The organism is Streptomyces sp. NPDC050509, from assembly GCF_044457965.1.
GTDB lineage: Bacteria > Actinomycetota > Actinomycetes > Streptomycetales > Streptomycetaceae > Streptomyces.
The window spans coordinates 1-12,890 of the sequence record NZ_JBITHL010000020.1 but is presented as its reverse complement, the minus strand read 5'-3'; the positions used below and the strand labels follow the sequence as shown (position 1 = coordinate 12,890).

The window sequence follows — 12,890 nt, the reverse complement described above, 5'->3', positions numbered from 1 at the left end:
GTGCTCGTCGTACGGGAACCGGGCGGTCCCGCGGGCCCTACGGGGCCGACTCCCCGCGGATGATGGCGAGGACCCCGTCCAGTTCGTCCGCCTTGACCAGGACGTCGCGGGCCTTGGAGCCCTCGCTCGGTCCGACGATGTTCCGCGACTCCATCAGGTCCATCAGCCGGCCGGCCTTGGCGAAGCCGACGCGCAGCTTGCGCTGGAGCATCGAGGTCGAGCCGAACTGGGTGGAGACGACCAGTTCGACCGCCTGGCAGAGCAGGTCGAGATCGTCACCGATGTCCTCGTCGATGTCCTTCTTCTTCTGCGTCCCGACCACGACGTCGTCCCGGAAGACGGGGGCCATCTGGTCCTTGCAGTGCTGGACGACGGCCTGGATCTCCTCCTCGGTGACGAAGGCGCCCTGCATACGGGTCGGCTTGTTCGCCCCCATCGGGAGGAAGAGGCCGTCACCCTTGCCGATCAGCTTCTCGGCGCCCGGCTGGTCGAGGATGACCCGGCTGTCGGCCAGCGAGGAGGTCGCGAAGGCGAGCCGCGACGGTACGTTCGCCTTGATCAGCCCGGTGACGACGTCGACCGAGGGCCGCTGGGTGGCGAGCACGAGGTGGATGCCGGCGGCACGGGCGAGCTGGGTGATCCGGACGATGGCGTCCTCGACGTCACGCGGCGCGACCATCATCAGGTCCGCCAGCTCGTCCACGATGACCAGCAGATACGGATACGGCGACAGCTCGCGCTCGCTGCCTTCCGGCACCTTGACCGTTCCCGCGCGCACCGCCTTGTTGAAGTCGTCGATGTGCCGGAACCCGTAGGCGGCGAGGTCGTCGTAGCGCAGGTCCATCTCGCGTACGACCCACTGGAGCGCCTCGGCGGCCCGCTTGGGGTTGGTGATGATCGGTGTGATCAGGTGCGGAATTCCCTCGTACGCGGTCAGCTCGACCCGCTTGGGGTCGACGAGGACCATCCGCACGTCCTCCGGGGTCGCCCGCACCATCACCGAGGTGATCAGACAGTTGATGCAGGACGACTTGCCGGAGCCGGTGGCGCCCGCGACGAGCAGGTGCGGCATCTTCGCGAGGTTGGCCATCTCGTAGCCGCCCTCGACGTCCTTGCCGAGCGCGACGAGCATCGGATGGTCGTCCTCGGCGGCGGCCGCGAGGCGCAGGACGTCGCCGAGGTTGACCATCTCGCGGTCGGTGTTCGGGATCTCGATGCCGACGGCGGACTTGCCGGGGATCGGCGAGATGATCCGTACATCGGGGCTGGCCACGGCGTACGCGATGTTCTTGGTGAGCGCGGTGATCCGCTCGACCTTCACGGCCGGGCCCAGCTCCACCTCGTACCGCGTGACCGTCGGGCCGCGGGTGAAGCCGGTGACGGCCGCGTCGACCTTGAACTCCTGGAAGACATTGCTGAGCGAGGCGACGACGGCGTCGTTGGCGGCGCTGCGCGTCTTGCCGGGGCCGCCGCGCTCCAGCAGGTCCAGCGAGGGCAGCGCGTACGTGATGTCCCCGCGGAGCTGGAGCTGCTCGGCGCGCGGTGGCAGCGGCCTGTCCAGCTCGGGCGCGGGCTTGGTCAGATCGGCGACGGCCGCGACGCCCGGCGTCCGCCTCCCGGCCTCGCGCGCCGCCGGTACGGCCGCGGGGCTCTCCTCCGCGGCGTCCGCGCGCTCCCCGGGACGGGTCGCGGGCCGTTCGGGTTCGTCCGCGCGCTCCCCGGGGCGCCGCTTGCGGTCCACGGAGACGCCCTGCGTGAGGTCGGCGACGATCGGCGAGGGCGGCATCCCGTTGAGTACGGCGCCGTCCAGCGCCGCCGCCGCGGCGGCGGCCACGTCCACGGCGTCCATCCCCCGGTCCGCGGCCGGGAGCGCGGAGGACCGGCGCGGCCTGCGCCGCTTGGAGAGCGCCTCCGCCTCGGCCTGGTCGGGGTCGTACTCCCCCGCCGCGCCCCGGCGCCCGGCGGAGCGCCGCCGGCCGGAGGGCAGCGCCTCGCGCCACTGCTCGTCGTACCGCTCGTCGTCGCCGTGATACCCGTCGTACTCGCTGTCGAAGTGCTCCGCCTCGTAGGGCGGTTCGACGATGCCCAGCTTGACGCCGAGCAGCCGCAGGCGCCGCGGGATCGCGTTGACGGGGGTGGCGGTGACCACCAGCAGCCCGAAAACGGTCACCAGCAGGAGCAGCGGGACGGCCAGGACCTCGCCCGTGGTGAAGATCAGCGGGGTGGCGGAGGCCCAGCCGATCAGGCCGCCCGCGTCGTGCATCGCCTCCGTGCCGTCGCTGCGCGCGGGGGAGCCGCAGGCGATGTGGACGAGTCCGAGCACGCCGATGACGAGGGCGGAGAGCCCGATGACGATCCGGCCGTTGGCCTCGGGCTTCTCGGGGTAGAGGATCAGCCGTACGGCGATGGCCCCGAGCAGTATCGGTACGAGGAGATCGAGCCGGCCGAAGGCACCGGTGATCAGCATCTCGACCAGGTCGCCGACGGGACCGTGCAGATTGGACCAGGTGCCGGCCGCGACGACCAGGGCCAGGCCGAGCAGGAGCAGGGCGACGCCGTCCTTGCGGTGGGCGGGGTCGAGCCCCTTCGCGCCGCGTCCTATGCCGCGGAGCATCGCTCCGACGCCGTGCGCGGCGCCGAGCCAGACGGTGCGGACGACCCAGAACACGCCCCCGGTGGGGTTCGGGGCGGGCTTGGGCGCCGGCCTGGCCGCCGCCTTCTTGGCGGGGGCCTTCTTGACCGGTGCTTTCTTCGCGGGGGCGGTCTTCTTCGCCGCCGTCTTCTTGGCGGGCGCCGCTTTCGCGGCACCGGTCGTACGGCCGGCCCGCGGCTTCGCGGCGCCCGCCGTGCCCTGGGAACCCTTGCCGGACGTACGTGAGGCCATGGTGGTGAGGTTACCGGTGTGAACGGCCGGGGACACGTGTGCCTTCCGCTTCACCCGTTCGTGTCGCCCACAACTCCGCAGGAAAATGGACCGGCTTCGGCGGCGAGGAACGTCAGTTCTGCGACGGGAGTGAGGCTGAGCCGCTCCCCGTGCCCGGCTCCAGCGCGTCGAGCGCCCGCCGCAGCCCGGTGAGTTTGCGCTCCAGGTGCGCGGCGGTCGCCACGGCCGAGGCGTCGGCCGCGTCGTCGTCGAGCTGCTTGGAGAGGGCTTCGGCCTGCTCCTCAACTGCCGCGAGCCGCGCGGAGAGTTCGGCCAGCAGCCCGGCGGGCTCACGCGCCTCGCCCGCTCCGGCGAGCTGCAGTCTGAGCAGTTCGGCCTGCTCCTTGAGCTGGCAGTTCTTCATGTACAGCTCGACGAAGACCGAGACCTTGGCGCGGAGCACCCACGGGTCGAACGGCTTCGAGATGTAATCCACCGCGCCCGCCGCGTAACCGCGGAAGGTGTGGTGCGGGCCATGGTTGATGGCCGTGAGAAAGATGATCGGAATGTCGCGGGTCCGCTCACGCCGCTTGATGTGGGCAGCGGTCTCGAACCCGTCCATCCCCGGCATCTGGACATCCAGCAGAATGACCGCGAAGTCGTCCGTCAACAGCGCTTTGAGCGCTTCCTCCCCTGACGATGCCCGTACCAGCGTCTGATCGAGCGCGGAGAGAATCGCCTCCAACGCCAGCAGATTCTCCGGCCTGTCATCGACCAGGAGGATCTTGGCCTTCTGCACCATGGCCGCCCGCCCTCCTCGCCCCGGCATGGGGCGCCCCCTGCTCACGGACCCGGGAGATGCACCGGGCGCCGTCCCAGGGGACGACTCCCTTACGCCGTCCGTCCTTGTGCCGGTCATGGTAGCCGCACCCCGCCCGTCGCCACACCCTGTCACCGTGATGTCACTGCGCTCGAAGCAGAAACGCGGCGGGAGACCAGAAGGTTCCCCGAATATCAGCGGCTCACACGCCCCCGAAGACAGCCGGTCAGCACACCGTACCGATTCATTCGCTCCTCGCTCACTCCTCGCGCATCCACTGCTCCATCACGGACAGCAAGTGATCGGGTTCGACCGGCTTGGTGACATAGTCGGAAGCTCCGGAGTCGATGGCCTTCTCCCGGTCGCCCTTCATGGCCTTCGCCGTGAGGGCGATGATGGGCAGACCGGCGAACTGCGGCATCCTGCGGATCGCCGTCGTCGTCGCGTAACCGTCCATCTCCGGCATCATGATGTCCATCAGAACGATCGTCACGTCGTCGTGCTGCTCCAGCACTTCGATGCCCTCACGGCCGTTCTCCGCGTACAGGACCGACAGACCGTGCTGCTCCAGCACGCTCGTCAAGGCGAAGACATTGCGGATGTCGTCGTCGACGATGAGCACCTTCTCGCCGGAGAAGGAGAACGTAGGGCTCTCCGCCGGAGCCTCGGAAGCCTCCTGACGGCCTGTGGAGGCCGCACCCGCCCCCCAGAACTCCCGCCGCCCCGACGGTCCGCCGACCCCGCCGGTCCTCGCAGGCGCCCCTCCAGAGGCCCCTGAGGGCCCACTCGCGGCGCCCGTGGTCTCCCCGCGCTGCGGCGAACCGCCCTCCGGCGCGCCCGCGTTCTTGCGGCGGCGCCGGAACAGCGCCGCGGGGCCGGGCAGCTCCGCTGGCGTCGACGCCTCCAGCCGCGCCTGCCCCAGCGACTCCCCCGTACCGTCGTTCGCCAGCGGCGGCAGTTGCTGCATGCCCGCGGGCGTGAGCTGCGGATAGCCCTGGGGAGGCAGTTCGCTCGGGTGGAGCGGCAGATACAGCGTGAAGGTCGAGCCACGGCCCGGCTCGCTCGCCGCGTGGATCTCACCGCCCAGCAGCCGCGCGATCTCCCGGCTGATGGAGAGCCCGAGCCCCGTACCGCCGTACTTCCTGCTCGTCGTGCCGTCCGCCTGCTTGAACGCCTCGAAGATCACCCGCATCTTGCTCGACGCGATCCCGATCCCCGTGTCCGTCACTGAGAAGGCGATCAGATCGCCCTCCACCTCGCGCAGCGAACCGGCCTCCAGCAACTGCTCCCTGATGGCGTTCGGCACGTCGGAGCCCGCCGGCCGGATCACCAGTTCCACCGCGCCGCCGTCGGTGAACTTCACCGCGTTCGACAGCAGGTTGCGCAGCACCTGCAGCAGCCGCTGCTCGTCGGTGTGCAGCGTCGCGGGCAGCTCCGGCGACACCCGTACGGAGAAGTCGAGCCCCTTCTCCGCGGTCAGCGGCCGGAACGTAGCCTCCACGTAGTCGACGAGCTGCACCAGCGCGATACGGGTCGGACTCACGTCCATCTTGCCCGCCTCGACCTTCGACAGGTCGAGGATGTCGTTGATGAGCTGGAGCAGGTCGGAGCCCGCCCCGTGGATCGTCTCGGCGAACTCCACCTGCTTCGGCGAGAGGTTGGACTCCGCGTTGTCCGCGAGCAGTTTGGCGAGGATCAGCAGCGAGTTGAGCGGCGTACGCAGCTCGTGCGACATGTTCGCCAGGAACTCCGACTTGTAGCGCATGGAGACGGCGAGCTGCTCGGCCCGCTCCTCCAGCACCTGCCGCGCCTCCTCGATCTCGGTGTTCTTCACCTCGATGTCGCGGTTCTGCTGCGCCAGCAGCTCGGCCTTGTCCTCCAGCTCCGCGTTGGACTCCTGAAGGGCCTTCTGCCGGTTCTCCAGCTCCGCCGAGCGCTCCCTGAGCTGTTCGGTCAGCTCCTGCGACTGCTTCAGCAGCACCTCGGTCTTCGAGTTGACGCTGATCGTGTTGACGCTCGTCGCGATCATCTCGGCGATCTGGTTGAGGAAGTCCCGCTGGATCTGCGTGAACGGCTGGAACGACGCCAGCTCGATCACCCCGAGCACCTTCCCCTCGAAGAGCACCGGCAGCACGATCACATGCGCCGGGGACGCCTCCCCGAGCCCGGACGAGATCTTCAGGTACCCCGGCGGCACATTGACCTGGATGGTGCGCTTCTCCTCCGCCGCCGTCCCGATCAGGGTCTCGCCCGGGCGGAACGCGGTGGGCATGGAGCCCGCCGAGTAGCCGTAACTGCCGCGCATGCACAGTTCGTACGAACCGTCGCGGCCCACGTCCGTGCCGAGCTGCGGCACCGTACCGGTCTGCATCGCCAGGAAGAACGCGCCGTGCTGCGCCGAGACGACCGGCGTCAGCTCGCTCATGATGAGCGACGCCACGTCCTCCAGATCGCGGCGGCCCTGCATCAGCCCGGAGATCCGGGCGAGGTTGCCCTTCAGCCAGTCCTGTTCCTCGTTGGCGAGGGTGGTGTCCCGCAGGTTGGCGATCATCGTATTGATGTTGTCCTGGAGGACCTGGATCTCGCCCGCCGCGTCCACATCGATCTTGAGGTTCAGATCGCCGCGGGTCACCGCGGTGGCGACGGCGGCGATCGCCCGCACCTGGCGGGTCAGATTGCCGGCCATCTCGTTGACCGACTCCGTCAGGTCACGCCAGGTGCCGTCGACGTCCCGTACCCGCGCCTGACCGCCGAGCTGACCGTCCGTCCCCACCTCACGGGCCACCCGCGTCACCTCCTGTGCGAAGGAGGAGAGCTGGTCGACCATGGTGTTGATGGTGTTCTTCAGTTCCTGGATCTCACCGCGCGCGTCGATGTCGATCTTCTTGGTGAGATCGCCCCTCGCGATGGCGGTGGTGACCGTGGCGATCTGACGCACCTGGCCCGTCAGGTTGGACGCCATCGAGTTCACCGACTCGGTGAGGTCCTTCCAGGTGCCGGAGACACCGGGAACCCGCGCCTGACCGCCCAGTTCGCCCTCGGTGCCCACCTCGCGCGCCACGCGCGTGACCTCGTCGGCGAAGGACGACAGCGTCGTCACCATCGTGTTGACGGTGTCGGCCAGCTCCGCGACCTCGCCACGCGCCTCCACCGTCACCTTCTTGGTCAGATCGCCGTTGGCGACCGCCGAGGAGACCCGCGAGATGTTCCGCACCTGACTGGTCAGGTTGTTGGCCATGGTGTTGACGTTGTCGCTGAGGTCCTTCCAGATCCCGGTGACGCCACGGACCCGGGCCTGACCGCCGAGGATGCCCTCCGTACCCACCTCACGGGCGACGCGCGTCACCTCGTCGGCGAAGTTCAGGAGCTGGTCGACCATCGTGTTGACCGTCGTCACCAGATCGAGGATCTCGCCCCGCGCGTCGACCGTGATCTTCTTCGACAGATCGCCCTTGGCGACTGCGGTGGTCACCTCGGCGATGTTGCGCACCTGGGAAGTGAGGTTGTTCGCCATGAAGTTGACGGACTGGGTGAGGTCCTTCCACGTACCGGACACCCCCTGGACCTCGGCCTGACCGCCCAGGATCCCTTCCGTACCCACCTCGCGGGCCACCCGCGTCACCTGCTCGGCGAAGTTGGAGAGCTGGTCCACCATCGTGTTGAGGGTGTTCTTCAGCTCCAGGATCTCGCCGCGCGCGTCCACGTCGATCTTCTGCGACAGGTCACCGCGCGCCACCGCCGTGGCGACGCCCGCGATGTTGCGGACCTGCGCCGTCAGGTTCCCCGCCATGCCGTTCACGGAGTCCGTCAGGTCCCGCCAGACGCCGGCCACGCCGGGCACCTGCGCCTGACCGCCCAGCCGTCCGTCCGTACCCACCTCACGCGCGACCCTGGTCACCTGGTCGGCGAAGGCGGAGAGCTGGTCGACCATCGTGTTGATCGTGTTCTTCAGCTCCAGGATCTCGCCCCGGGCGTCCACATCGATCTTCTGCGACAGATCACCGCGCGCCACCGCCGTGGTCACCTGGGCGATCTGCCGTACCTGATCGGTCAGATTCCCGGCCATGGAGTTGACGGAGTCGGTCAGCTCCTTCCACGTACCGCTGACGCCGTCCACCCGCGCCTGTCCGCCGAGGCGGCCCTCCGTACCCACGTCGCGGGCCATCACCGTGACCTGATCGGCGAACGAGGAGAGCTGCGCCACCATCGTGTTGACGGTGTTCTTCAACTCCAGCATCTCGCCGGCCACGTCGACCGTGACCTTCTGCGTCAGGTCCCCATTGGCGACCGCGGTCGTCACCTGCGCGATGTCCCTCACCTGACCGGTGAGGTTACGGAACGCCGTGTTGACGGAGTCGGTGAGGTCCTTCCATGTACCCGCCGCGCCGGGCACCTCGGCCTGGCCTCCGAGCCGCCCCTCGACGCCGACCTCCCGGGCGACGCGTGTCACCTCGGAGCCGAACGACTTCAACTGCCCCACCATCGTGTTGACGGTGTTCTTCAACTCCAGCATCTCGCCAGCGACATCCACGGTGACCTTCTGGGACAGATCGCCGTTCGCGACCGCCGTCGTCACCTGCGCGATGTCCCTCACCTGGGTGGTCAGGTTGCGGAACACCGTGTTGACGGAGTCCGTCAGGTCCTTCCACGTACCCGCCGCGCCCGGCACCTGCGCCTGGCCGCCCAGCAGCCCCTCGGCGCCGACCTCGCTCGCCACCCGGGTCACCTCGTCCGCGAAGGTACGGAGCGTCTCGGTCATCTGGTTGATCGTCTCGGCGAGCTGGGCCACCTCGCCGCGCGCGCTCACCGTGACCTTCTGGGAGAGGTCCCCGCTGGCGACGGCGGTGGTGACCTCGGCGATGCCCCGCACCTGGTTGGTCAGGTTCCCGGCCATCGTGTTCACCGAATCGGTGAGGTCCTTCCACACCCCGGCCACCCCGGGCACGGTCGCCTGACCGCCCAGCTCCCCCTCCGTACCGACCTCCCGGGCCACCCGCGTGACCTCGGAGGAGAACGACGAGAGCTGGTCCACCATCGTGTTGACGGTGTTCTTGAGCTGAAGCATCTCGCCGGCCACATGGACCGTCACCTTGCGCGAGAGATCGCCCTTGGCGACCGCCGTGGTGACCAGCGCGATGTCCCGCACCTGGGCGGTGAGCCGGTACGCCATGGTGTTGACGGAGTCCGTCAGGTCCTTCCAGGAACCCGACATGCCGCGCACCTTGGCCTGACCGCCGAGCTTGCCCTCGGTACCGACCTCCAGCGCCACGCGCGTCACCTCGTCGGTGAACGCCGAGAGCTGGTCGACCAGGTTGTTGACGGTACGGGCCACCTTCAGGAACTCGCCCCGCAGCGGACGCTCCGCCCCCTCCACGGAGTGGGAGCGCAGATCCATGCGCTGTTCCAAGTCGCCCTCGGCGACCGCGGAGAGCACCCGGCCGACCTCGGAGACGGGCCGGGCCAGATCGTCCACCAGCGCGTTCGACGCGTCGATCGCGGCGGCCCAGGAGCCCTCACAGGCCCCGGTCTCCAGCCGCTCCGTGAGCTTCCCCTCGCGCCCGACCATGCGGCGCACTCGGGCCAGCTCCCCGGTGAGGTGGATGTTGCGGTCGGCGACCTCGTTGAAGACGGCGGCGATCTCCGTCATCACATCGTCCCCGGAGACCGTCAGGCGTTTACGGAAGTTGCCGTCCCGCATCGACACCAAGGCCGTCAGCAGTCTGTTCAGCTCCGCCGCGTCCACCTCGATGGTCCCGTTGCCGCGGGTCCGTCCGCCTTTCGCGCGCGTGCTCATGCCACGCGCCGCCGTGCCAGACTCCACCGTGTCCCTCCCGCAGGGGTTGACCGTACTGCCCGAGCTGTCCCCGAAAGCCTGCCCAGTGTTTCACTGCGGCTCACCGCCGCGACCAACCCTTGGGGCGTTACGGCGCGAGCGTCAAATCGTTGAAGCCTACAAGGGCAGGACCGCCCTTGTAACGCAGCCGCCCTCAAGGTCACTCGAAGTCCTTAAGGTCACGTGAAGTCCTTACGGCCACGAATCCCACCGGACGGCCTCCGCCACCGCCCCCACACCGAGGGGGCAGACGTGGCCGCCGGACCATAGCAGCTTCACCGAGTCGGGACTCCGTCACACGGGGCACAGGACGACCGTCTAGCCTGGCAAGCGAATCGAAGCGACAAGAAACGGGCACAGGACTCTGGGGAGAGACGAAACACCAATGGGGAGTGCTGTGATCACCGCGCGTGCGGCTGCCACCTTCGATCCGGTAGGGCGGTCCGTCGCGACCGCCCGTGCCTTTGTCCGCGACACGCTCCAGGGGTGGGGTTATGCGGATGTCGTGGACGACGCGGTCGTTCTCACCAGCGAGCTGGTCACCAACGCCGTCATCCATGCCGGCACGTCCGCCGATGTCCTGTGCCTCCGTACGGAGCAGGGCGTCCGTGTCGAGGTCGCCGACCGCTATCCCGAGCGCGAGGTCCCCATCCAGGGCAGCTCGCGCGCCTTCGCCAACGCGGACCAGGAGAACGGCAGGGGACTGCTGCTCTGCGCGGCCCTCGCGTCGCGCTGGGGCGTCGAGTACTCACCCACCTTCAAACAGGTGTGGTTCCAGCTCGAACTGCCGCAGCGTCCCGTGGGTACCCGCTCCGCGGGACCCGTCCTGCCCACCGAGCTGCTGCCGGTGGCCGACGAGCGGGTACGGGTCGCCGTCATCCAGATCGACCGCACGGGCGCCGTCACCAACTGGAACGAGGACGCCGAGCACATCTTCGGATACGCGGACGAGCAGGTCATCGGCAAACCCCTCACGGACATCGCCGCCTGGCCCCACACGCCGGGCATCGGCACGGGCATCGTCGAAGCGCTCCAACTCTCGCGCTGGGAGGGCAGTTACGGCATCCGGGCCGCCGACGGCCGCGTCGTCCCCGTCTACGCCTCCCACCTCCGCGTCCGCGACACCCACGGCGAGCCGTCCACGGTCTGCCTTCTCGTACGCGACCACGAACGCGCCGTGATCCAGACGCCGCTGCGCGCCCCTGCGACCGAAGCGGGTGCCGAGAGCCGCATCGTGGACCCCTTCGAGGTGTTCATCGGCTCCCCCGCACCCGACGACCTCGACGGACTCCTCCAGCGCACGGTGGAGCGCGCCCGCGACATGCTCGACGGCGACTCGGCCTTCCTCCTCCTCGCCACGGACGACGAGACGGAGTTGGAGGTACGGGCCTCCACCGGCCTCCCCTCCGCCCGCCAGCGCTTCGCCCGTGTCCCGGTGGAGGCCGGTGCGGGGCGCTTCGGCTCGGCGCGGATGCCGGCCGTCCACGAGGACCTCACAGCCGTCCCGGGCGCCGTCCCGCTCCTCAACGGCACGGGGATGCGCTCCGTCGTCACGGTCCCGCTCAAGGTCGAGGGCCGGCTCACCGGCTCCCTGGGCGTCGCCGCGGAGGGCGCCGGGCGCTACACCAACGAGGAGGCGCTGCGCCTCCAGTTCGCCGCGGACCGGATCGCCCTGGCCGTCGAATCGGCCCGTCTGGGCGAGCTGGAACGCCTGCGCCGCGGCTCGCTCTCCTTCCTCGTCGAGGCGTCGGACCTGCTCGCGGGCACGCTGGACCGGGACCAGACGCTGGCGCTGATGGCCCAGATGACCGTTCCCACGCTCGCCACCTGGTGCGCCGTCTACACGATCGCCGACCAGGCCTCCGACCCGTACCTCTCGTACGTGCTCCACGAGGACGAGGACCGCATCGACGACCTCAAGGCCCTGCTCTCCAAGATTGCCCCACCGGACCCGGTACCCACCCCGGGTGCCCGTATCTGGTCCGCCCCGGCGGAAGCCGCCCACGAGGCGGCGCTGCGCACCTCCATGCGCGACATGGGCAGAAACAGCCCGCCGCTCTCCCTGGGGATCGGCACGACACTGGCGACGGCGGCGGCTGTGGGCGGCGAGACCGTCGTCCTGCCGCTCGTGGCCCGTAACCGCGTCATCGGCATGCTGACGCTGGGCAAGCCCTCGGACGACCACTTCCGCCAGGAGATCCTGGAACTGGCCGAGGACCTCTCCCGCCGGGCGGCCCTGGCACTGGACAACGCGCGCCTCTACTCGGAGCGCATGGCCATCAGCCAGGCCCTCCAGCGCAGCCTGCTGCCACCGGGGCTCCCTCAGATCCCCGGCGTCGAGGTGGAGGTCATCTACCGCGCGGCGGGCGAGGGCAACGAGGTCGGTGGCGACTTCTACGACCTGTTCCCCATCCGGGACGGCGCCTACGGCTTCGCCATCGGCGACGTCTGCGGTACGGGCCCGGAGGCGGCGGCCGTGACCGGCCTGGCCCGCCACGCCCTGCGCCTGCTGGCCCGCGAGGGCTTCGGCGGCCCCGCGGTGCTGGAGCGGCTGAACGCGGCGATCCTCGACGAGGGTGCCCGCAGCCGGTTCCTGACGCTGCTCTACGGCGAGCTGTGGCCGCAGGAGGACGGCAGCGCGGTCCTCAAGGTCGTCTGCGCCGGCCACCCCCTGCCGCTGCGCCTGCGTCAGGACGGCACGGTCGAACCGGCGGCGGAACCGCAGCCGTTGCTCGGGGTCATGGAGGACCTGGAGCTGTACGAGCAGATGGTCACCCTGGACCCGGGAGATGTCCTGCTCTGCGTCACCGACGGCGTCACGGAGCGCAGAGAGGGAACGCGCATGCTGGGCGACGACGGCCTCGCCGACGTCCTCACGACGTGTACGGGCCTCACGGCCGGCGCGGTCGCCGCGCGCGTCCTGCGTGCGGTGGAACGCTTCGCTGCCGAGCCGGCCTCGGACGACATGGCCATCCTCGCGATGCGCGTCCCGGAGCCACACACCACCTAGGAGCCGCGCACCGGCTCAGCAAAAAGGCCCCCGCCTAATGGCGGGGGCCTTTCCTTTACCTGAGCCCCAATACGGAATCGAACCGTAGACCTTCTCCTTACCATGGAGACGCTCTACCGACTGAGCTATTGGGGCGAGCAACGAGATAAAGCATACCCGATGATCAGAGGTGCGCAAGACCATCCGGAAGCGACCGGAAGCGTCCTCGTCCAGACGGAACGGTCCCGGAACGCAGAAATGCCCCGCACCAGAGGTGCGGGGCATTCCCACAATAATTGTTCGGCGGCGTCCTACTCTCCCACAGGGTCCCCCCTGCAGTACCATCGGCGCTGTGAGGCTTAGCTTCCGGGTTCGGAATGTAACC

General features: G+C 69.3%; 4 protein-coding genes, 1 tRNA gene and 1 rRNA gene. 1 reads left to right on the top strand and 5 read right to left on the bottom strand.

The genetic code is table 11. The features are described 5' to 3' along the window. Positions 1-37 precede the first annotated feature (37 nt). From ACIBJC_RS36735 to ACIBJC_RS36725, 3 genes are all read right to left on the bottom strand, one after another. Positions 38-2,884 carry a DNA translocase FtsK gene (locus ACIBJC_RS36735; protein ID WP_399300479.1) on the bottom strand — a complete coding sequence of 949 codons (2,847 nt, stop codon included), beginning with the start codon at positions 2,882-2,884 and terminating at the stop codon, positions 38-40. A 112-nt stretch (positions 2,885-2,996) separates the two neighbouring features. Further along, positions 2,997-3,665, bottom strand: coding sequence for a response regulator (locus tag ACIBJC_RS36730; RefSeq protein ID WP_329822575.1), 669 nt, complete (start codon positions 3,663-3,665; stop codon positions 2,997-2,999). A gap of 277 nt (positions 3,666-3,942) precedes the next feature. Then, positions 3,943-9,477: a HAMP domain-containing protein gene (locus tag ACIBJC_RS36725; protein WP_399300476.1), complete on the bottom strand. Its 5,535-nt coding sequence runs from the start codon at positions 9,475-9,477 to the stop codon at positions 3,943-3,945. Positions 9,478-9,901: 424 nt separating this feature from the next. Between ACIBJC_RS36725 and ACIBJC_RS36720 the strand changes: the two genes are divergently transcribed. After that, positions 9,902-12,526, top strand: a complete 2,625-nt coding sequence (locus tag ACIBJC_RS36720; RefSeq protein ID WP_399300472.1) for a SpoIIE family protein phosphatase — start codon at positions 9,902-9,904, stop codon at positions 12,524-12,526. A gap of 62 nt (positions 12,527-12,588) precedes the next feature. Here the strand turns inward: ACIBJC_RS36720 and ACIBJC_RS36715 are convergent. Next, positions 12,589-12,661 (bottom strand) — tRNA-Thr (locus ACIBJC_RS36715). 142 nt (positions 12,662-12,803) lie between these two features. After that, positions 12,804-12,890 (bottom strand): 5S ribosomal RNA (gene rrf, locus ACIBJC_RS36710); the annotation flags it as partial.

Excerpts from the sequence above, each read along its gene's own strand:
- ACIBJC_RS36730 (WP_329822575.1), bottom strand. The coding sequence starts at position 3,665 with ATGGTGCAGAAGGCCAAGATCCTCCTGGTCGATGACAGGCCGGAGAAT.
- ACIBJC_RS36735 (WP_399300479.1), bottom strand. The coding sequence starts at position 2,884 with ATGGCCTCACGTACGTCCGGCAAGGGTTCCCAGGGCACGGCGGGCGCC.
- ACIBJC_RS36720 (WP_399300472.1), top strand. The coding sequence starts at position 9,902 with ATGGGGAGTGCTGTGATCACCGCGCGTGCGGCTGCCACCTTCGATCCG.
- ACIBJC_RS36725 (WP_399300476.1), bottom strand. The coding sequence starts at position 9,477 with ATGAGCACGCGCGCGAAAGGCGGACGGACCCGCGGCAACGGGACCATC.